At 57.9% G+C, this 19338-nt stretch carries 21 protein-coding genes, 1 tRNA gene and 1 pseudogene; 5 read left to right on the top strand and 18 right to left on the bottom strand.

Going from position 1 to position 19338, the window contains the following annotated elements; all coding sequences use genetic code 11:
- Window positions 1-83: 83 nt before the first annotated feature.
- Together PGR6_RS08690 and PGR6_RS08685 are read left to right on the top strand one after the other, a co-directional pair.
- Complete coding sequence (locus PGR6_RS08690) at window positions 84-1163, top strand: alkene reductase (RefSeq protein ID WP_064616815.1); 1080 nt, start codon at window positions 84-86, stop codon at window positions 1161-1163.
- Window positions 1164-1296: 133 nt separating this feature from the next.
- Window positions 1297-2106, top strand: a pseudogene (locus PGR6_RS08685) (LysR substrate-binding domain-containing protein); the annotation flags it as partial.
- Window positions 2107-2380: 274 nt separating this feature from the next.
- On the opposite strand, the gene PGR6_RS08680 reads toward PGR6_RS08685, so the two are convergent.
- The 9 genes from PGR6_RS08680 to thrS form a co-directional block, all read right to left on the bottom strand.
- Window positions 2381-2457: transfer RNA gene (locus PGR6_RS08680), tRNA-Pro, on the bottom strand.
- An 89-nt stretch (window positions 2458-2546) separates the two neighbouring features.
- The gene (locus tag PGR6_RS08675) at window positions 2547-2903 is read right to left on the bottom strand and encodes a MerR family transcriptional regulator (RefSeq protein ID WP_003179985.1); all 357 of its coding nucleotides are present in this window, start codon (window positions 2901-2903) and stop codon (window positions 2547-2549) included.
- On the bottom strand, window positions 2884-3186 hold the full coding sequence (ihfA, locus tag PGR6_RS08670) for an integration host factor subunit alpha (protein ID WP_002553164.1): 303 nt from the start codon (window positions 3184-3186) through the stop codon (window positions 2884-2886). Before ihfA ends, PGR6_RS08675 begins: the two co-directional genes overlap by 20 nt.
- Before the next feature lie 3 nt (window positions 3187-3189).
- Complete coding sequence (pheT, locus tag PGR6_RS08665) at window positions 3190-5571, bottom strand: phenylalanine--tRNA ligase subunit beta (RefSeq protein WP_064616814.1); 2382 nt, start codon at window positions 5569-5571, stop codon at window positions 3190-3192.
- Window positions 5572-5597: 26 nt separating this feature from the next.
- Window positions 5598-6614: a phenylalanine--tRNA ligase subunit alpha gene (gene pheS / locus PGR6_RS08660; RefSeq protein ID WP_007940232.1), complete on the bottom strand. Its 1017-nt coding sequence runs from the start codon at window positions 6612-6614 to the stop codon at window positions 5598-5600.
- Between the two features lie 109 nt (window positions 6615-6723).
- Window positions 6724-7080 carry a 50S ribosomal protein L20 gene (gene rplT, locus PGR6_RS08655; protein ID WP_007905879.1) on the bottom strand — a complete coding sequence of 119 codons (357 nt, stop codon included), beginning with the start codon at window positions 7078-7080 and terminating at the stop codon, window positions 6724-6726.
- Window positions 7081-7108: 28 nt separating this feature from the next.
- A complete protein-coding gene (gene rpmI / locus PGR6_RS08650; RefSeq protein ID WP_002553160.1) occupies window positions 7109-7303 on the bottom strand; it encodes a 50S ribosomal protein L35 in 195 nt (64 codons plus the stop codon).
- Window positions 7304-7363: 60 nt separating this feature from the next.
- On the bottom strand, window positions 7364-7915 hold the full coding sequence (gene infC, locus PGR6_RS08645) for a translation initiation factor IF-3 (RefSeq protein ID WP_172435341.1): 552 nt from the start codon (window positions 7913-7915) through the stop codon (window positions 7364-7366).
- Entirely contained in the window at window positions 7915-9837 is a 1923-nt protein-coding gene (thrS, locus tag PGR6_RS08640) for a threonine--tRNA ligase (protein ID WP_007940231.1), read from the bottom strand. The genes infC and thrS overlap by 1 nt, the downstream gene beginning before the upstream one ends.
- 373 nt (window positions 9838-10210) lie before the next feature.
- On the opposite strand from thrS, the gene PGR6_RS08635 reads away from it, so the two are divergent.
- Window positions 10211-10513 carry a hypothetical protein gene (locus PGR6_RS08635; protein ID WP_018930277.1) on the top strand — a complete coding sequence of 101 codons (303 nt, stop codon included), beginning with the start codon at window positions 10211-10213 and terminating at the stop codon, window positions 10511-10513.
- Between the two features lie 290 nt (window positions 10514-10803).
- Complete coding sequence (locus PGR6_RS08630; RefSeq protein ID WP_003179963.1) at window positions 10804-11016, top strand: cold-shock protein; 213 nt, start codon at window positions 10804-10806, stop codon at window positions 11014-11016.
- 65 nt (window positions 11017-11081) lie between these two features.
- Here PGR6_RS08630 and PGR6_RS08625 read toward each other — a convergent pair whose 3' ends face one another.
- Both PGR6_RS08625 and PGR6_RS08620 read right to left on the bottom strand, forming a co-directional pair.
- On the bottom strand, window positions 11082-11399 hold the full coding sequence (locus PGR6_RS08625; protein WP_018930278.1) for an I78 family peptidase inhibitor: 318 nt from the start codon (window positions 11397-11399) through the stop codon (window positions 11082-11084).
- A 167-nt stretch (window positions 11400-11566) separates the two neighbouring features.
- Window positions 11567-11872, bottom strand: coding sequence for a hypothetical protein (locus tag PGR6_RS08620; RefSeq protein ID WP_018930280.1), 306 nt, complete (start codon window positions 11870-11872; stop codon window positions 11567-11569).
- Between the two features lie 132 nt (window positions 11873-12004).
- On the opposite strand from PGR6_RS08620, the gene PGR6_RS08615 reads away from it, so the two are divergent.
- Window positions 12005-12217: a hypothetical protein gene (locus PGR6_RS08615; RefSeq protein ID WP_018930281.1), complete on the top strand. Its 213-nt coding sequence runs from the start codon at window positions 12005-12007 to the stop codon at window positions 12215-12217.
- A 38-nt stretch (window positions 12218-12255) separates the two neighbouring features.
- Here the strand turns inward: PGR6_RS08615 and PGR6_RS08610 are convergent, their stop codons facing one another.
- From PGR6_RS08610 to PGR6_RS08580, 7 genes are read right to left on the bottom strand one after another with little or no spacing between them, the layout of a single operon-like run.
- A complete protein-coding gene (locus tag PGR6_RS08610) occupies window positions 12256-13284 on the bottom strand; it encodes a nucleoside hydrolase (protein ID WP_064616813.1) in 1029 nt (342 codons plus the stop codon).
- A gap of 33 nt (window positions 13285-13317) precedes the next feature.
- Window positions 13318-13722, bottom strand: a complete 405-nt coding sequence (gene rbsD, locus PGR6_RS08605) for a D-ribose pyranase (RefSeq protein ID WP_018930283.1) — start codon at window positions 13720-13722, stop codon at window positions 13318-13320.
- Entirely contained in the window at window positions 13719-14636 is a 918-nt protein-coding gene (rbsK, locus tag PGR6_RS08600) for a ribokinase (protein ID WP_064616812.1), read from the bottom strand. Before rbsK ends, rbsD begins: the two co-directional genes overlap by 4 nt.
- Before the next feature lie 60 nt (window positions 14637-14696).
- Entirely contained in the window at window positions 14697-15716 is a 1020-nt protein-coding gene (locus PGR6_RS08595; RefSeq protein ID WP_019649606.1) for a LacI family DNA-binding transcriptional regulator, read from the bottom strand.
- A gap of 3 nt (window positions 15717-15719) precedes the next feature.
- A complete protein-coding gene (locus tag PGR6_RS08590; RefSeq protein WP_007940220.1) occupies window positions 15720-16697 on the bottom strand; it encodes an ABC transporter permease in 978 nt (325 codons plus the stop codon).
- The gene (locus PGR6_RS08585; protein ID WP_018930286.1) at window positions 16694-18247 is read right to left on the bottom strand and encodes a sugar ABC transporter ATP-binding protein; all 1554 of its coding nucleotides are present in this window, start codon (window positions 18245-18247) and stop codon (window positions 16694-16696) included. Before PGR6_RS08585 ends, PGR6_RS08590 begins: the two co-directional genes overlap by 4 nt.
- Before the next feature lie 56 nt (window positions 18248-18303).
- A complete protein-coding gene (locus PGR6_RS08580; protein WP_019582837.1) occupies window positions 18304-19260 on the bottom strand; it encodes a sugar ABC transporter substrate-binding protein in 957 nt (318 codons plus the stop codon).
- Window positions 19261-19338: the final 78 nt, after the last annotated feature.

Here is a 19338-nt window from a genome sequence, read left to right as displayed (position 1 = left end):
GAGGCGCGCCTTCAGTCGATACGACTCCCCGCTAAACATCCCACCAATCCCGAATTATTAATCCTCACCTACTGAGATACATCATGACCACGAGCAATCTCGACCTGCTGTTGTCCCCTGCACAAATCGGCTCCCTCCCTCTGAAAAACCACATGGTCATGGCGCCTTTGACGCGAAGCCGCGCCGGTGAAGGTGATGCTCCGACGCCCACCGTGGTTGAGTATTACCGGCAACGTGCCGGTGCCGGACTCATCATCACCGAGGGTTCTCAGGTCTCGGCACAAGGCAAAGGCTATATGAGAACGCCGGGCATCTTCACCTCCGAACAAATCGCCGGCTGGAGACAAGTGACCGACGCTGTTCATGCAGAAGGTGGACGGATATTCCTGCAACTCTGGCATGTCGGACGGCTCTCACATCCATTGGTGCAGATCAACAGCGCCCTGCCAGTAGCACCTTCAGCGATCAAGGCTGATGGCGAGATCTATACGCCTGAGGGACTGAAGTCTTACGAATTGCCACGAGCTCTGGATCTCGATGAGGTTCCTGACGTGATCGCTGATTTTCGCCAAGGTGCTGAAAACGCAAAACGTGCTGGATTCGACGGCGTTGAAATCCATGGTGCAAACGGTTATTTGATCGACCAGTTCCTACGCGATGGCACCAATACCCGAACCGATACCTACGGCGGATCTGTAGAGAATCGCGCTCGATTTCTCAAGGAAGTAGTCGAGTCCGTCATCGAGGTCTTCGGGGCCAGCCGCGTAGGCGTTCGCCTGTCGCCAATCTTCAATTATTTCTCCATGAGCGACAGCGATCCCCAAGCAACTTTCAACTACGCGGCGAAGATGCTCAGTCGCTATGGGTTGGCCTACCTTCACGTGGTTGAACTCGGTGCAGGGCCATTTGATTTCAGAGAACTAAAGCGTCGTTTCGGTGGCACCTACATCGCCAATGGTGGCTATGACGCAGAGCGAGCCGGAACGGCGCTCAACTTAGGCGATGCTGATCTGGTGTCGTTTGGCACCGCGTTCCTGGCCAACCCGGATTTGGTAGAGCGATTCAAACACAATAGAGCCCTGAACGAAGCCGACCCGACGACGTTCTACCAAGGTGAGGATCGCGGTTACACGGACTATCCGACCATGGCGCAATCCCGATAGGCACTATGAGCAAATCACTGGATTAGACGTCAGTCAGCGTAATGTCTCACGGCGACCGCGAGCCATTCGCTGGCGCTTACTGGGCTGCTTAGTAAAAGCTCCAACTAATCAGCCCTGGACTCGCCGTCCGCTATCCCAGCGCCGTGACGCGGTGCGACTCCTGGAAGCCAGGCTAGGTGTGAGGCTGCTCAATCGCACCACCCGGAGCGTGGCTCCGACTGAAGCTGGCGCAATGCTGATGGAACGCATCGTGCCCGCATTGGGCGAAGTCGAGTCGGCTCTTGATGTGGTGAACAACTTCCGCGACCGCCCCTCAGGCACCCTCAAGCTGAATGTTCCTGCCAGCGCCGCAAGACTTGTGCTGCCGTCGATCATTACCCCCTTCCTGCAAACCTATCCCGACATCAGCCTGGAAGTGACGATCGAGGAGAACTTCGTCGACATGCTTGCGGCAGGTTGTGACGCAGGTATTCGTTACGATGAACGCCTTGAGCAGGACATGATTGCAGTCCCCATCGGCCCACGACTTCAACGCTTCGCGACGGCCGCATCACCGGCTTATCTCGATGCCAGAGGTCGACCAGAGCACCCACGAGTTCTGTTGAAGCACGCATGCCTGCGGGGCAGATTTCCCAGTGGCGCGATGCCGCTCTGGGAGTACGAACGTCATGGCGAAACCGTGAGCGTGGACCCGACTGGGCCGTTGATTGTCAGGGTGGGAGGCGCCGTGGACCTGACTGTTCAGGCTGCGATTGATGGGCTGGGTATCGTCTACCTGTTTGAGGACTGGCTTGAGCCCTATCTGGAAAGTGGGGCACTTGAACCGGTGCTGGAACCATGGTGGCAGAGCTTTACCGGACCGTTTCTCTATTACCCTGGTAGACGCTATCTGCCCTCGCCTTTGAGGGCATTTATAGACTTTATCAATGCCCAGCGAACGTAGTTCATCAATAACCATTCGACGAATGTTAAACGCGGAAATGCCTTGAGTCTGAGGTATCACCGGCTCAATGAACGCCGAAACCGCCATAGGCAATGTCACCGACTTAAATAAAGCAGATGCAGGCCTCTATTGGTGCGCTGATAGTGCGACAGAACACCAACCAGCTCCTTGATATCCGCTGAGATTCCAGCCAGAGCCAGTGGTTTTGTGGGGGGAAAACGACTTTAAATAAAAAGGGGTCGCGAGATAAAATCTCGCGACCCCTTGAATTATATGGTCGGGACGGAGTGATTCGAACACTCGACCCCTAGCACCCCATGCTAGTGCGCTACCGGACTGCGCTACGCCCCGACTAGGCGTTGACTCTGTCCCTCATCTCGAGGAACGCTCAAGAATATATCGCAAGCTTTTGAAAACTGGAAGTATTTAAAAGCAGGAATTTATTTCTTGAGGACCACCAGAACATCTTCCAGCTCGGCGATCATCTGGCGGATCATTTGTTTGTATTGGGTGGTGTCGTCTTTGGCTTCATCGCCGGACAAACGCAAGCGTGCGCCGCCGATGGTGAACCCCTGATCGTAAAGAAGCGCGCGGATCTGCCGGATCATCAGCACATCCTGGCGCTGATAATACCGGCGGTTTCCGCGGCGTTTGACGGGGTTGAGTTGAGGAAACTCCTGCTCCCAGTAGCGCAGCACGTGTGGTTTTACCGCACACAGCTCGCTGACTTCACCAATGGTGAAGTAGCGTTTGCCCGGGATGACGGGTAGTTCGTCGTTATGACTTGGTTCCAGCATAAGCCTCAACTCGGGCCTTCAACTTCTGCCCTGGACGAAAGGTGACCACACGGCGAGCCGTGATCGGGATTTCTTCTCCCGTTTTCGGATTGCGGCCAGGCCGCTGGCGTTTGTCCCGAAGGTCGAAATTGCCGAAACCGGACAATTTGACTTGTTCGTTGTCTTCGAGCGCGTGCCTGATTTCTTCGAAAAACAGTTCGACCAATTCCTTGGCCTCCCGCTTGTTCAGGCCCAGCTCTTCGTACAGACGTTCCGCCATCTCAGCTTTCGTCAAAGCCCCCATACGTCACTTCCTTAACGTGGCGTTCAACCTTTGTTCGAGCGAGGTGAGGATGTTTTGCGTTGCGGTATTCACCTCATCGTCATTAAGAGTGCGCGATGGATGCTGCCAGGTCAAGCCGACCGCAAGGCTTTTTCTATCAGGATCAATGCCTTTACCCTGATACACGTCAAATAGCCTGAGGTCCGTGAGCCATTCGCCTGCATTTTCACGGATTACATCCAGCACAGCAGTGGCCGGCACGTCCGTGGCCGCAATCAATGCCAAGTCACGACGCACTTCAGGAAAGCGCGACAACTCGCTGAATTTTGGCATTTTGCCCGAAGCCACTTCGGCCAGAACCAGCTCGAAAACGAAGACCGGACGGTCGAGACCGAGGGTTTTCGACAATTCAGGGTGGATGGCACCAACGTAGCCGACCAGGCGACCCTCACGCTCGACGCGTGCGGTTTGACCCGGGTGCAACGCAGGGTGTTTACCCGGCACAAACGTGAACGCGTCCAGTGCACCGGCGAAGCCCAGCAATGCTTCCACATCGGCTTTGACGTCGAAGAAATCCACGACATCGCGACCTTGCGCCCAGCCTTCCGGCAGACGGCTACCGCACACCACACCAGCCAGCATCGGCTCTTGCTTCAGGCCTTCCAGCTGACCAACGAAACGCAGACCGCTTTCGAACAGGCGGACGCGATCCTGCTGGCGGTTCAGGTTGTGCTGAAGCGCCTTGACCAGGCCCGGCCACAGGGACGAACGCATGGCAGCCATGTCGTTGGAAATCGGGTTGGCCAGCAGTAGCGGCTCGACACCCGGATTAAACAACTCGAACTGTTTCGGATCGATGAAGCTGTAGGTGATCGCTTCCTGATAACCACGGGCCACCAGCAGACGACGCAGCTCAGGCAGATCGCTACGCGCTTCAGCCTTGGCTTGTGGTGCCAGACGGGCTTGCGGGTAGCGAACCGGCAGACGGTTGTAGCCGTACAGACGGGCCAGCTCTTCGATCAGGTCGACTTCCAGGCTGATGTCGAAACGGAAGCTTGGCACTTCAACGCGCCACTGCCCTGCCCCATCGGCAGTAATGGTCAGGCCCAAAGCGCTGAGCAGACGCTCGACTTCGGCCGAATCCATTTCCATGCCCAGCATCTGGGTGATGCGTTGGGCACGCAGGGTGATCGGTGCGATCGACGGCAGATGCTGCTCGCTGACGGTTTCGACGATCGGGCCGGCTTCGCCACCGGTGATGTCCAGCAGCAGGCCAGTAGCGCGCTCCATGGCTTCACGGGCCAGCTTCCAGTCCACGCCACGCTCGTAGCGGTGCGAAGCGTCGGTGTGCAGGCCGTAGGAACGCGCCTTGCCAGCGACGGCAATCTGGTCGAAGAACGCGCTTTCCAGGAAAATATCGCGGGTGGTCGCGGTGTTGACGCCGCTGTGCTCGCCCCCCATGACGCCGGCGATAGCCAAGGCACGGGTGTGGTCGGCGATCACCAGCGTATCGCTACGCAGGCTGACTTCCTGACCGTCGAGCAGCACCAGCTTCTCGCCATCTTCAGCCATGCGCACGCGGATGCCGCCATTGATTTCGGCGAGATCGAATGCGTGCAGCGGTTGGCCCAGTTCCAGCATCACGTAGTTGGTGATGTCGACGGCGGCGTCGATGCTGCGCACGTCGGCGCGACGCAGGCGCTCGACCATCCACAGTGGCGTAGGCTTGGACAGGTCAACGTTACGGATCACGCGACCCAGATAACGCGGGCAAGCGTTCGGCGCCAACACTTCGATCGAACGCACTTCGTCGTGCACGGCAGGAACGCTGGCAATGGCCGGGCGCACCACCGGGGCAGCATAAAGCGCACCAACTTCGCGGGCCAGACCGGCCAGAGACAGGCAGTCACCGCGGTTCGGGGTCAGGTCGACCTCGATGCTGGCGTCTTCCAGGTTCAGGTATTCACGAATGTCCTGACCGACCGGCGCATCGGCCGGCAATTCCATCAGGCCGTCGTTGCCTTCGCCAATTTGCAGCTCAGCCTGGGAGCACAGCATGCCGTTGGATTCAACGCCACGCAGCTTGGCTTTCTTGATTTTGAAATCGCCTGGCAGTTCGGCACCGATCATGGCGAACGGGATCTTCAGGCCCGGGCGCACGTTTGGCGCACCGCACACAACCTGGAAGGTCTCCGCGCCACTGCTGACCTGGCAAACGCGCAGCTTGTCGGCGTCCGGGTGTTGCTCGGTGCTCAGCACCTCGCCCACCACCACACCACTGAATTCACCGGCGGCCGGCGTAACGCTATCGACCTCAAGACCGGCCATCGACAGACGAGCAACCAGCTCGTCGCGATTTACCTGCGGGCTTACCCAGCCACGCAGCCATTGTTCACTGAATTTCATCCTGCTCTCCTAAGAATTCGTTACGACTAGCGAAATTGCGCGAGGAACCGCAAGTCGTTGTCGAAGAACAGACGCAAGTCGTTCACGCCGTAACGCAGCATGGCCAGACGCTCAACGCCCATGCCGAAGGCAAAGCCCGAAAACTCTTCCGGGTCGATCCCGGACATACGCAGCACGTTCGGGTGAACCATGCCGCAGCCCATGACTTCCAGCCAGCCAGTCTGCTTGCAGACACGGCAGCCTTTACCGCTGCACATCACGCATTCCATGTCGACTTCGGCGGATGGCTCGGTGAACGGGAAGTACGAAGGACGGAAACGCACGGCCAGTTCTTTTTCGAAGAACACGCGCAGGAACTCTTCGATGGTCCCTTTCAGGTCGGCGAAGTTGATATCGCGGTCGACCAACAGGCCTTCGACCTGGTGGAACATCGGCGAGTGGGTGATATCGGAGTCGCTACGGTACACACGGCCTGGGCAGACGATGCGGATCGGCGGCTGTTTCGATTCCATGGTGCGGACCTGTACCGGCGAGGTATGGGTGCGCAGCAACATGTTGGCATTGAAATAGAAGGTGTCATGCATCGACCGGGCCGGGTGATGGCCTGGGATGTTGAGCGCTTCGAAGTTGTGGTAATCGTCTTCAACCTCAGGACCTTCGGCGATGCCGTAGCCAATGTGGGTGAAGAACTGCTCGATACGTTCCAGAGTCCGGGTAACCGGATGCAGACCGCCTGAGGTCTGGCCGCGGCCAGGCAGGGTCACGTCAATGGATTCGGCGGCGAGCTTGGCCGCAAGATCGGCCTCCTCGAACAACGCCTTGCGCGCATTGAGAACCTCTGTGACACGCTCCTTGGCAACGTTGATCAGCGCGCCGACTTGCGGACGCTCTTCTGCCGGCAAATTCCCCAGGGTCTTCATCACCTGAGTCAATTCACCCTTTTTGCCAAGGTAGTGAACCCGGATTTGCTCCAGGGCATTGATATCTTCAGCGCTTTGCACAGCCTCTAGTGCTTGAGAGACGAGCGCATCCAGGTTTTCCATGTACAGACTCCAGATACAAAATAGGGGAAGAGCTTGAAGGCTCTTCCCCTATTTATGACGTTTAACACCTGGCCCCACAGAGGTGAGGCCGGGTGACTGTCGGGGGTACTTAAGCCAAGGTGGCTTTAGCTTTCTCGACAATCGCAGCAAACGCCGCTTTTTCGTTCACTGCCAGATCAGCCAGAACCTTACGGTCGATCTCGATGGACGCTTTTTTCAGGCCGGCGATGAAACGGCTGTAGGACAGACCGTTGATACGTGCACCAGCGTTGATACGAGCGATCCACAGAGCGCGGAACTGACGTTTTTTCTGACGACGGTCACGGTAGGCGTATTGGCCTGCCTTGATTACCGCTTGCTTGGCAACACGGAATACGCGCGAGCGAGCGCCGTAGTAGCCTTTAGCAAGTTTCAGAATTTTTTTGTGACGTTTACGGGCAATGACGCCACGCTTTACACGAGCCATGAGTTACTTCCTCTATTCTTGACTAAAATTAACGAAGGCGCAGCATGCGCTCGACTTTTGCCACGTCAGACGGATGCAGCAAGCTGCTACCGCGCAGTTGACGCTTACGCTTGGTCGACATTTTAGTCAGGATGTGGCTCTTGAAAGCGTGCTTGTGCTTGATACCGTTAGCAGTTTTCAAAAACCGCTTAGCAGCACCACTTTTCGTTTTCATTTTTGGCATGTTCGGATACTCCGCATTCAGTTGATAAACATAATCAGAAGGCCTGCCGTGCCCTGTTGATTACTTCTTCTTTTTCGGGGCGATGACCATGATCAGCTGGCGTCCTTCCATCTTAGGATGCTGTTCGACCGAACCGTACTCGAGCAAGTCACCTTCAACTCGCTTGAGGAGTTCCATCCCCAGCTCCTGGTGGGCCATCTCACGGCCGCGGAATCGCAAGGATACCTTGGCCCTGTCCCCGTCACTCAGGAAACGTACCAGGTTGCGCAGTTTTACCTGGTAATCCCCTTCCTCCGTCCCTGGACGAAACTTGATTTCTTTAACCTGAATCTGCTTCTGGTTTTTCTTGGCCGCGGCAATCTGCTTCTTCTTTTCGAAGATCGATTTGCCGTAGTCCATCAGTTTGCAAACAGGGGGTACTGCATCGGCGGAAATTTCCACCAAATCCAGTTTGGCCTCTTCAGCCTTAAGAAGCGCGTCTTCAATTGACACAATCCCAAGCTGTTCACCTTCAGCCCCAATTAACCGAACCTCGCGTGCCGAGATATTCTCGTTGATCGGGGCTTTCGGTGCAGCTCGTTTATCTTGTCTCATTTCACGCTTAATAATAATTACTCCGAATCTGGGCGACCACGCCGGGAAACCGCTTGCGCGAGAAACTCAGCGAACTGGGCGACGGGCATCGAGCCCAGGTCAGCACCTTCACGAGTACGCACAGCGACAGTCTGCATCTCGACTTCCCGATCTCCGATAACCAAGAGATAGGGAACCTTGAGCAAAGTATGCTCGCGGATTTTAAAGCCGATCTTTTCATTTCTCAAGTCAGACTTGGCACGAAATCCGCTTTCGTTGAGAGTTTTTTCAACCTCTGCGGCAAAATCGGCTTGTTTATCAGTGATATTCATAATCACTGCCTGGGTCGGCGCCAGCCACGCGGGGAATGCACCCTCGTAGTGCTCGATCAGAATTCCGACGAAGCGCTCGAAGGAACCCAGGATCGCCCGATGCAACATCACCGGGTGCTTGCGACTGTTGTCTTCGGAGACGTATTCGGCTCCCAGACGGACAGGCAGGTTAAAATCGAGCTGAAGGGTACCACACTGCCAGACACGGCCGAGGCAATCTTTCAGCGAGAACTCGATCTTCGGACCGTAGAACGCACCCTCGCCCGGCTGCAGATCGTACGGCAGGCCCGCACTATCAAGGGCTGCGGCCAATGCCGCTTCGGCGCGATCCCACAACTCGTCGGAACCGACGCGTTTTTCCGGACGAGTGGACAGTTTCATTTCGACTTCTTTAAAGCCAAAGTCGGCATAAACGTCCATGGTCAGCTTGATGAACGCGGCGGATTCGGCCTGCATCTGCTCTTCAGTACAGAAGATGTGAGCATCGTCCTGAGTGAAGGCGCGAACACGCATGATGCCGTGCAGTGCACCCGACGGCTCGTTACGGTGGCAGGCACCGAACTCGGCCAGACGCATCGGCAGCTCGCGGTAGCTTTTCAGGCCCTGATTGAACACCTGCACGTGGCACGGGCAGTTCATCGGCTTGATGGCGTAGTCGCGGTTTTCCGACTGCGTGGTGAACATGTTGTCGGCGTAGTTGGCCCAGTGCCCGGATTTCTCCCACAGGCTGCGGTCAACGACTTGTGGAGTCTTGATCTCCAGGTAACCATTGTCGCGCTGAACCTTGCGCATGTACTGCTCGAGCACCTGGTACAGCGTCCAGCCGTTCGGGTGCCAGAACACCATGCCCGGCGACTCTTCCTGGGTGTGGAACAGGCCCAGACGCTTGCCGATCTTGCGGTGATCGCGCTTTTCAGCTTCTTCGATGCGCTGGATGTAAGCCGCCAGCTGCTTCTTGTCCGCCCATGCGGTGCCGTAAACGCGCTGTAATTGCTCGTTCTTGGCATCGCCACGCCAGTAGGCGCCGGACAGCTTGGTCAGCTTGAAGGATTTCAGGAAGCGCGTGTTCGGCACGTGCGGACCGCGGCACATGTCGACGTATTCTTCGTGATAGTACAGACCCATGGCCTGCTCGTTCGGCATGTCTTCGACCAGGCGCAGTTTGTAGTCTTCGCCGCGAGCCTTGAACACTTCGATCACTTCGGCGCGCGGAGTGACTTTCTTGATCACGTCGTAATCTTTCTCGATCAGCTGCTGCATGCGCTGTTCGATGGCGGCCAGGTCGTCAGGCGTGAAAGGACGCTCGAAGGCGATATCGTAATAGAAGCCTTCTTCGATGACCGGACCGATGACCATCTTGGCCGTCGGGTACAGCTGCTTGACCGCGTGGCCAACCAGGTGGGCGCAAGAGTGGCGAATGATCTCCAGCCCCTCTTCATCCTTTGGCGTAATGATTTGCAGCGAAGAATCGCTGTCGATGATGTCGCTGGCGTCGACCAGCTTGCCATTGACCTTGCCGGCTACGGTGGCCTTGGCCAGGCCTGCACCGATGGATGCGGCGACCTCGGCTACGGAAACCGGGTGATCGAATGAACGTTGACTGCCGTCGGGAAGAGTAATAGTTGGCATGGCGCCTCCTCTCCTAGTGGTGACCCCTACCAAAGGTCACGTGGGTTGGGATGAGCCAGTACAAGATCCGATCCAGGCCATTCAATGACGAACGCCTGCCTTACAGCGGCAGGAGCCTTGCGGCCAACCGGAAAACCGAACCAGAGTGACTGGGATTCAAATCAGGGTTATTCGCGCATTTGCCGCTGCCGGGACGGAAGGTCATCCGGAGCCTGCAAACACCCGAGCCAGGCATGCTAGCACAGATGAACGGTCATCGATGCACCGAGGTTTTCTGCTGGGGCAAATCAGGCTTTTTTGTGCCAGAGTGCTGAACTTGAACCCCGTGTCACCCATCAGATAAAAGACATTGACCCGAAAGGAGCATCTCAGCATGCGTCTGAATCGTTTATTCGCAGTAGTCGCACCCGTCGTCCTGTTGCTGCCGCTGGCGGCCCACGCCGACTGGCCAAAGGGTGAGCGCGAGAAGTACATGGCTCAGTGCACACAGGCGGCTTCCCCTCAGATTGGCGCTGCTGCGGCAAAATCCCACTGCGCTTGTGGCGCCGACGCGATCAAATCCTACCCGGCCAGCGATATTCAGTCGCTGATGGACAACAAGGCCACCCCGGAACTGCAACAAAAGGCACTGGGCGAGATCGCCAAATGCAAGGCCAATGCACCGGCGAAAAAGTGAGGAAAAAGTCCTTTTGACTCGGCCCAACGCTGATAAAAAGTGATGGATTTCAGCTTTTTCGTACGATTTATGCAGGTTTTACAGCTTTTTTTATTGTCTTTACTTTCGGCTGAAAGCCTTTTAAAACGGGGCTTTCAGCCATACAGAGCAACAAAGAGAACGCGACTGTAGGGCAAACAGCACGTCCGGGGGGCTCCCAAAGCGAACATTTCGACTATGATACTCCGGTGTGCCCAGTTGGCCTGAGCAGCACAGTACTACTGAAAATATATGTTTCTTGGAGATACACCATGTCTAATCGCCAAACCGGCACCGTTAAATGGTTCAACGATGAAAAAGGCTTCGGCTTCATCACTCCTCAAGGTGGCGGTGACGACCTGTTCGTACACTTCAAAGCTATCGAAAGCGACGGTTTCAAAAGCCTGAAAGAAGGCCAAACCGTTTCCTTCGTGGCTGAGAAAGGCCAAAAGGGTATGCAAGCTGCACAAGTTCGCCCAGAGTAATTTTCTGGCGCACTAAAAAAACCCCGTCCATGTGACGGGGTTTTTTATGGGTGAAACAAAAACAATCAGCCGCAGTTGACGCGGGTGACCACCAGATTGCTGTCGGTGCTCAGGTTCAGGCGATCGGAGCGGTACTCCAGAGTCACCATGTCATCAGGCTTGAGAAACCGGGCATTCTGCGCGCCTGCACGGGTACGCGCCTGCTCCAGCAATTCGGGCGAAGCCTTTTTGCCAATGGTGAATTCGGCAGCCTTTGCTTCACAACGGCTGTGGCCGGTATCGGTCGCCACAGGGTCCTTTGCCGACTCGGTGGACGTACTGCTGCAACCGGCCAGCAGAGTGGCGGCCAACAACGTACCCAATGATGCGAGCTTCCAAGGCATGAAGCCTCCTTTCTTTCAAAAATTAAGCAGAGATCGTGCGACCGCCATTTTGGTGTTTGGTTTCAAGGCGGGCGCTATCGCCCTGCCCTCGATCTGGACGAGTGGCGAGTTTGCCTGAGCATCGCCCTGGCGTTCATCCCGCAATCGTCACTGAATATGAACAGCGTTCAATAGACGTCGATGTAGTCGTACGGCGGATTCGGCCAGTTGTCTTTCAGCGCGTTGAAGATCTGCATGACCCACACCTCATCGCTGGCTGCGACCCGTCCGACATAACCCGAGCCCTTGGCCCATGTTTCCAGGCGAAACCGCAGCCCGTCGATATCAGTACCACCCACGACACCCGACGAAATGTAAGCGATGCCGCCCTTGGTGACCCGCAACTGAGTGTGCTCATCGTCGCTGGCAGAGGCCAGTAGCTGACGCACTGCTTCGAGGGTCAAGCCGTCAGGAGTGTTCAAATCGATCTGCACAGCACAATCCTTGAAAATTCGTCAAAGACCAAGTGTCGCATAGCCCTCTCCTGATGCCTAAGTCGGAGTGCCAAACGTCCTGCAAAATGGTTAACTCGACACTCAGACTTTCCCGACTTCACGAGCGCCATCATGACCACCGTAAGCATCGACGCCAATATCACAATCAAGTGGCCACAGGGCCACAGCTCTTACAGCCCGGGCAGTCCGGAAGAGCTGGCAATCATTGGTATCGATTTGCTGGTCAAGGAATTGGGGACACAGGCCGCCCAGACCTTCATAACCCAGGTTCTCGAGAAGTACTCCGACGACTATAAGGGCATGAGTGCAACGGATACCGAATAGCGGAAAACCCCGCAGGCTGGCACCTGCGGGTCTATGGCTTACTTCAAGCGAGCCAGGCGCTGGGTCAGCAGATCGAAGAAGCCCTGGGCGTCGCCATTTTCAACCCAGAAGGCATTCTTCGGTGCCTTCAGGCCGTCATACCAGTCGACAACGGTCTGACCGAAGGTCGGCCCTTCGCGACTGTCGACCACCACGTTTACCGAGCGACCGGTAAACAGTTCCGGCTTGAGCAGGTAAGCGATGACCGTGGCGTCATGCACCGGGCCACCCGGAATGCCGTAGTGCTCCATGTCACCTTTGACGTATTCGTTGAGAATATCGCCCACCAGTTTGCTGGCATTGTTGTTCAGTGCGGCGATCTGCTTCAGGCGCGCTTCACTGGTGAGGATCTTGTGGGTCACGTCCAGCGGCAGATAGGTCAGTTTGACGCCACTCTTCAGCACCACTTCCGCCGCCTGCGGGTCAGCGAACAGATTGAACTCGGCCACCGGGGTGATGTTGCCACCATTGAAGTGCGCACCGCCCATGATCACCACTTCCTTGATGCCCTGAACGATTTCTGGCTCCTGGATCAGCGCCAGGGCCAGGTTGGTCTGAGGGCCGAGCATGGCGATGGTGATGCTGTGGGGTTTGGCGGCCTTCAGGGTATCGATCAGGTAGTTGACTGCATTGCCTTCGGCCAGGCCTTTCTTCGGCTCATGCACGGTGACACCGGACAGACCTTCCTTGCCGTGGATGTTTTCGGCATAGATCGGCGTGCGCATCAGCGGTTTCGGCGCCCCCGCGTACACCGGCACCTCCTCACGCCCTGCCCATTCACGGGCCAGACGCGCATTACGCGAGGTCTTGTCCAGACGCACGTTGCCAGCGACGGTGGTCAGCGCACGAATGTTCAACTCTTCCGGCGAGGCCAGGGCAAACAGCAAGGCGACCACGTCGTCGGCACCTGGATCGGTGTCGATGATCAAGTCGATCTTTTCCGCCGCGTAGGCGCTTGTTGCGGTAATCAGGGACAAAAGCAGCAGACTCCGAAGCAGGTGATGCAGTTTCTGAGCATAGCGATGCATAGCGCACTCCTTGTGCGTGGGAAGAACGGAAAGTTAGAACGTTACGCCAGCCACCAAAACGATGTTGCAGTACGGCTGACATTCGCCTGTACGAACAATCGCCCTCGCTTGTCGGCTGAGCGCCTTGAATTGTTCATGACTGATCAGCTCGCGCCGGCCAAGCGCACCTTCGGCATTCAGTTCATCCAGCACGCTTAAGGCCGACGGTTTTTTATCGAGAATTTCATGGGCCAGCACATGGCTTTCGACCTGCATTTCGCTGAGCACAACCTTCAAGGTACTGATGAAATCCGGAATGCCATGGGTCAAGGCCAGGTCAATCAACTCGACGCCGGGCGGTACTGGCAAGCCGGCATCGCCGATCACAACGGTGTCGCCATGACCCAGGGATGCGATCAGCCGCGACAACGCGACGTTGAGCAAAGGTGTCTTTTTCATGGTGCTTTAAACGCCTGTACGTCGGACAAGGTAGGAATCGAAGGTTGCGCGCCAGCCCGGGTGACCGACAGCGCAGCGGCGACCTGACCGAAACGGATCGCCTCGGCCTCGCTTTTGCCGGCCGCCAGGGCCGCTGCGAAACCACCGACAAACGTGTCGCCGGCCGCGGTGGTATCGACTGCTTTCACTTTCGGTGCCGGGAAATGCTCGAAGGTGATGCCATTGGCGAACAGCGATCCCTGAGCGCCAAGGGTGATGATCACCTTACCGGCGCCCATGGCGATCAAGCGGGTCGCGGCGGCTTCGGCAGTGCTCAGGGAATCCACCGGCAAACCGCTCAAGGCCGACGCTTCGCTTTCGTTGGGGATCAGGTAATCGATGGCCGCATACCAATCCGCCGGCAGCGGGCGACTGGCCGGCGCCGGATTGAGGATCACGGTCTTGCCCAACTCACGACCGCGTTTCAAAGCATGGCCGACCGTGGCATCCGGCACCTCCAGCTGACAGATGATGACATCCGCCTTCTGCAATACGTTGTCGAAACGGTCGATCACCTCAGGGGTCAGCGCGCCGTTGGCACCAGCAACAATCACGATCGCGTTCTGACTGTTGTCATCGACCACGATCAACGCCACGCCGCTGGAATCCTCGACCGTACTGACGGCCTGGCAATCGATCCGCTCGGCCAACAGCGCTCCGCGCAGCGCTTCGCCATAAGCATCGATGCCGACACAACCGACCATCGACACCTGCGCTCCCAGCCGCGCCGCGGCCACGGCCTGGTTCGCACCCTTGCCGCCGGAAACCGTGGCAAATGACTGGCCGATCAGCGTTTCACCACCATGGGGCAGCCGTGGCGCCCGGGTCACCAGGTCCATGTTCAGGCTGCCTATTACCACTACTTTTGCTGGCATACATCTTTACTCATCAATTCGATTTCAGCGGTGCTTTTTTTGTTTAGCGGTGCTTTCGGCTCAGCGATATTGGGCAAACACACCGGCCAGCGGCGCGGTCGATTCCCGCAGGACAATACTGGGCGTCACGATGCGCTGATCGGTCGCCAGATCCGGCGCGGCGATCCGACGCAGCAACACCTCGGCCGCCATCTCGCCAAGTTGCAGGATTGACTGGCCCACGGTGGTCAACGCCGGATAGACGTAACGGCTCATCTGGATATCGTCGAAACCAATCACCGACAACTCGGTGGGCACACGAATATTGCGCTCGGCAGCGGCACGCAACACACCGATGCCGATCATGTCGTTGCCGGCGAAGATCGCGCTGGGCGGGTTCTTTTCCAGCAGGATCGCGGCGGCGTTGTAACCGCCGGTGCTGGTGAAGTCGCTTTCCAGCATGCGCTCGCGCGGCACCTCGACGCCCGCCTCTTTCAACGCCCGGCAATAACCGGCCAGACGCATCTGCGCCACGCTGGTACTCGCCGGGCCGCCAATCGTGGCGATGTCCCGATGCCCCAACTCCAGTAAGTGCCGGGTCGCCAGATAGGCACCGTATTCGTGATCGATGCGCACCAGGTCCGCATCGACTCCCTCCAGGTCACGGTCGACGATCACCATCGGCGTACGCACGCCCGTCAGGCCTTCGGCCAGGCTGCTGTCACCACCGGCAGACGCTACGATCAAGCCGTCGATGCGTTTTTCCAGCAGCACGCGAAGGTAGCTGCGCTGCTTGTCCAGGTTGTCATCGGAATTGCAGAGAATGACGCAATAGCCATTGCGCTCGCAGTAATCCTCGATGCCACGGGCCAGCTCGGCGAAGTACGGGTTGAGGCTGTTCGGCACCAGCAGGCCGATGGTCGCGGTGGTTTTCGCTTTCAACGAGCGAGCCACGGCGCTGGGCACGTAGTCGAGGCTTTTGATTGCCGCCTCGACCTTGATCCGCACTTCCTCACTGACTGGCCGCGTCTTGTTCACCACATGGGAAACCGTGGTGTAGGAAATGCCCGCGAGTGCCGCTACATCCTTGATCGTTGCCATGACTCAGGTCCGCCGGCTTGCGCGCTGACTGCGATAGGTATCGAGCACCACCGCCACCACGATAACCGCACCGGTGATGATGCGTTTGGTTGGCTCGGTCGCGCCGATCTGCGCCAGACCCGCCGCCAGTACGGAAATGATCAACACACCGAAGAAGGTGCTGATCACCGAACCGCGCCCGCCCATCAGGCTGGTGCCGCCGATCACCACCGCAGCGATCACTTGCAGTTCCAGACCGGAGCCGGCATTCGGGTCCGCCGCTTCCAGGCGAGAAATCTGAAACAACGCAGCAATACCGGCCAGCAATCCCATCAGACTGAAGACCAGAATCTTGTAGGGCTTCGGATTGATCCCCGCCAGACGCACCGCTTCTTCATTGGTGCCGATGCCGATCAGGTAACGACCGAACACCGTACGGGTCAGCACAGCCTGGGCGATGAAGATAATCAGCAAGGCAATGATGAACGACGGCGAGATGCCGAACGCGATCGGATTGGACAGCCAGGCGAAGGCATCACCGATATAAGCGGTGCGCGAACCGGTCATCTGGTATGCCAGGCCCCGCGCCATTTCCAGCACACCGAGGGACACGATGAACGACGGAATCCGCCAGGCCACGGTAATCGAACCGGTGATGGTGCCCGCCAGTGCCGCGGCACCCATTCCCAGCAACGCCGCCGGCAGCACGCTCCAGCCCCAGCCGAGAATCGCCACGCTGACTGTCGACGCCGCCAGCGCCAGCACCGAACCCACCGACAAGTCGATTCCGCCGATGATCAATACGAAGGTCATGCCGACCGCCAGCACCATCAGATCGGGAATCTGATTGGCCAGGGTGCTGAAGGTGTCGTAAGACAGGAAATGGCTGCTCAACACAGAGAACAGCGCGACCATCGCCAGCAAGGCACCGGCCAGGCCCAGGTAAGTGCCGAGGCCGTAAAAATTGCCACTACGTTTGCCGACCAGAGTTGCAGTATTCATGGAAGATCCCTAGGCGCTGCTTCGTTGAGCAACGCATCACGTTTTTGGTAGCCGGCGAACGCGGCGGCAAGCAAATCATCCTGGGTCCAGCTGTCACGCTCGAAGGTGTCGATCAGACGCCCTGCCGACAGCACCCCAATGCGGTCACAGATCAGCATCAGTTCGCGCAGATCGCTGGACACCACCACCAGTGCTTTGCCCTGACGGGTCAACTCACCGAGCAATGTATAGATGTCGAACTTGGCGCCGACGTCGATGCCTCGGGTCGGCTCGTCGAACAGCATCACCGTGCAGTCGCGTTCGAGCCAACGGCCGATCACCACTTTCTGCTGATTACCGCCGGACAATTCCGAGACCAATTGCGTCGGGCTGGAACTGCGAATGCGCATGGCATCGATCTGACGCTGGGCCAGCGACATCTCGTCACCGTTGTTGACGAAGCCACCGCTGGAAATCACCGGCATATTGCCCAGGGCAATATTGGCGCTGATCGATTGCGTCAGCAGCAGACCCTCGCCCTTGCGATCTTCGGTGATCAGCGCGATACCATGACCGACCGCGTCGGCCGGCGAACGAATATCCACCACCTGAGCCGGCGACCCCAGCGCGACGGTGCCGCTGTCGGCTGTATCGGCACCGAAGATCAGGCGCAGCAATTCGGTGCGCCCTGCCCCGATCAAACCGGAGATCCCGAAGATCTCGCCGGCGCGCACTTCGAAGGACACATCGCGAACCTTGTCGGAACGGGTCAGCCCTTTGACCGTCAAGGCCGGAGCACCGATATTGCGCGGGCCCATGTCGATGTGCTCGCCCAGCTCACGGCCGACCATCAGGGTGACCAGTTGCTCGCTGTTGTAATTGGCCATCGGCTCGACACAGACCAGGTTGCCGTCGCGCAATACCGCGATGCGCTGGGCCACCCGTGCCAGTTCTTCGAGGCGGTGGGAAATGTAGATGATCGCCACGCCGCGCGCCTGCAGGCGAGTGATCTGCTCGAAGAGCATTTCGACTTCGCGGGCCGTCAGCATCGCGGTCGGCTCGTCGAGGATCAGCACATGGCAATCGCCGATCAGGTTGCGGGCGATTTCCACCATTTGCTGGTGACCGATACCCAGCTCACCGACCAGGGTGTCCGGATCGATGGCATCGAGGCCGACCTGAGCCATGGCCTCGATCGCCGCCCTGCGCAGTTGCTTGCGGCTGATCCAGCCACCGAGGCTGGGCAGGTTGTCGAGGAACAGGTTTTCCGCCACCGACAATGTCGGCAACAGATTGAGTTCTTGCATGACCATGCGTACGCCCAGCTTTTCGGCCTGGCTGCGGCTGCCGGGACAGTAATCCTGACCCTGGAATCGCATCTGGCCGGTGGTCGGCGTGACCAGCCCGCCAATGATTTTCGACAGCGTACTTTTGCCGGCACCATTCTCGCCGGTCAGCGCCAGCACTTCGCCGCGCATCAGCGTCAGGTCGATGCCGGTCAGGACAGGTTGAGCGTAGGTCTTACCGATACCGCTGACCGAGAGGACAGCGTTCGGGGCGGAAACTGACATAAAAACTCTCCATGCGCCCGCCCCAAGGGGCGAGCACCGTTGTGTCGCCAGAAAGACTACTTGGTAACCAGCTCTACCGGAGTTTCGATGACGCCGTTGGCGCCGCTATCGACTTTCTCGCCCTTGATGATTTTCAGCGCGGTCTCGATGCCGAATACTGCTTGCCGGGCAGCAAACTGGTCGGCGGTGGCCAGGACGCGGCCATCCTTGAGCATTGGCTTGATCGCATTGATGTTGTCGTAACCGACCACTTGCACCTTGCCGGCCTTGCCGGCGGCACGTACGGCAGAGACCGCGCCGACCGCCATGCTGTCGTTGCCGGCCAGCAGGGCCTTGATGTTCGGGTATTCGCTGAGCATCGACGAGGCCACTTTGCCGCCCTTGTCGATTTCCCAATCGCCGGACTGCAGGGACACGACTTTGATCTGCGCCGCTTCCATCGCATCCTTGAAGCCGGCCGTGCGCTGCTGGGCGTTGGTGGTGGTGGAAACGCCTTCGATGATGCCGACTTCGTCACCGGCCTTCAGTTGCTTGGCCAGGTATTCACCCACCAGGCGCGCACCTTTGCGGTTGTCCGGGCCTACGAATGGAACGGTGATGTTTTTGCTTTTGACGACAGCCGGGTCCAGCTGGTTATCGATGTTGATCACGGTGATACCGGCATCGACTGCTTTCTTGATAACCGGGACCATGGCCTTGGAGTCTGCCGGAGCGATGACCAGTGCGTTGACCTTGGACAGGATCATTTGCTCGACGATGCGCGTCTGGCCGGCCGTGTCCGTTTCGTCCTTGATGCCGTTGGAGATCAGCTCGAAGTCGCCGGAGTGGTCTTTCTGGTAGGCCTTGGCGCCGTCTTCCATGGTCAGGAAGAACTCGTTGGCCAGGGATTTCATGACCAGCGCGACTTTAGGTTTTTCAGGGGTTGCGGCGAATGCCGAAGAGACAGGCAACGCGGCGGATGCGGCAGCCAGCATAGCGACAGCGAGAAGACGTCCAGCGAATGGCAGCTTCATGGGTTCACTCCGATCTTATGATTATTCTTAGCAACGCTTGCGCTGGATCATCAATGGATCAACCCATCGACGGCGACC

Source organism: Pseudomonas sp. GR 6-02, assembly GCF_001655615.1.
In the GTDB taxonomy this organism is placed as follows: Bacteria; Pseudomonadota; Gammaproteobacteria; order Pseudomonadales; family Pseudomonadaceae; genus Aquipseudomonas.
Note: the sequence above shows the minus strand (reverse complement) of the source record. Positions and strands in the feature narration are given on the sequence as shown.

Excerpts from the sequence above, each read along its gene's own strand:
- PGR6_RS08690 (WP_064616815.1), top strand. The coding sequence starts at position 84 with ATGACCACGAGCAATCTCGACCTGCTGTTGTCCCCTGCACAAATCGGC.
- PGR6_RS08675 (WP_003179985.1), bottom strand. The coding sequence starts at position 2,903 with ATGCTGGAACCAAGTCATAACGACGAACTACCCGTCATCCCGGGCAAA.
- ihfA (WP_002553164.1), bottom strand. The coding sequence starts at position 3,186 with ATGGGGGCTTTGACGAAAGCTGAGATGGCGGAACGTCTGTACGAAGAG.
- pheT (WP_064616814.1), bottom strand. The coding sequence starts at position 5,571 with ATGAAATTCAGTGAACAATGGCTGCGTGGCTGGGTAAGCCCGCAGGTA.
- pheS (WP_007940232.1), bottom strand. The coding sequence starts at position 6,614 with ATGGAAAACCTGGATGCGCTCGTCTCTCAAGCACTAGAGGCTGTGCAA.
- rplT (WP_007905879.1), bottom strand. The coding sequence starts at position 7,080 with ATGGCTCGTGTAAAGCGTGGCGTCATTGCCCGTAAACGTCACAAAAAA.
- rpmI (WP_002553160.1), bottom strand. The coding sequence starts at position 7,303 with ATGCCAAAAATGAAAACGAAAAGTGGTGCTGCTAAGCGGTTTTTGAAA.
- thrS (WP_007940231.1), bottom strand. The coding sequence starts at position 9,837 with ATGCCAACTATTACTCTTCCCGACGGCAGTCAACGTTCATTCGATCAC.
- PGR6_RS08635 (WP_018930277.1), top strand. The coding sequence starts at position 10,211 with ATGCGTCTGAATCGTTTATTCGCAGTAGTCGCACCCGTCGTCCTGTTG.
- PGR6_RS08630 (WP_003179963.1), top strand. The coding sequence starts at position 10,804 with ATGTCTAATCGCCAAACCGGCACCGTTAAATGGTTCAACGATGAAAAA.
- PGR6_RS08625 (WP_018930278.1), bottom strand. The coding sequence starts at position 11,399 with ATGCCTTGGAAGCTCGCATCATTGGGTACGTTGTTGGCCGCCACTCTG.
- PGR6_RS08615 (WP_018930281.1), top strand. The coding sequence starts at position 12,005 with ATGACCACCGTAAGCATCGACGCCAATATCACAATCAAGTGGCCACAG.
- PGR6_RS08610 (WP_064616813.1), bottom strand. The coding sequence starts at position 13,284 with ATGCATCGCTATGCTCAGAAACTGCATCACCTGCTTCGGAGTCTGCTG.
- rbsD (WP_018930283.1), bottom strand. The coding sequence starts at position 13,722 with ATGAAAAAGACACCTTTGCTCAACGTCGCGTTGTCGCGGCTGATCGCA.
- rbsK (WP_064616812.1), bottom strand. The coding sequence starts at position 14,636 with ATGCCAGCAAAAGTAGTGGTAATAGGCAGCCTGAACATGGACCTGGTG.
- PGR6_RS08595 (WP_019649606.1), bottom strand. The coding sequence starts at position 15,716 with ATGGCAACGATCAAGGATGTAGCGGCACTCGCGGGCATTTCCTACACC.
- PGR6_RS08590 (WP_007940220.1), bottom strand. The coding sequence starts at position 16,697 with ATGAATACTGCAACTCTGGTCGGCAAACGTAGTGGCAATTTTTACGGC.
- PGR6_RS08585 (WP_018930286.1), bottom strand. The coding sequence starts at position 18,247 with ATGTCAGTTTCCGCCCCGAACGCTGTCCTCTCGGTCAGCGGTATCGGT.
- PGR6_RS08580 (WP_019582837.1), bottom strand. The coding sequence starts at position 19,260 with ATGAAGCTGCCATTCGCTGGACGTCTTCTCGCTGTCGCTATGCTGGCT.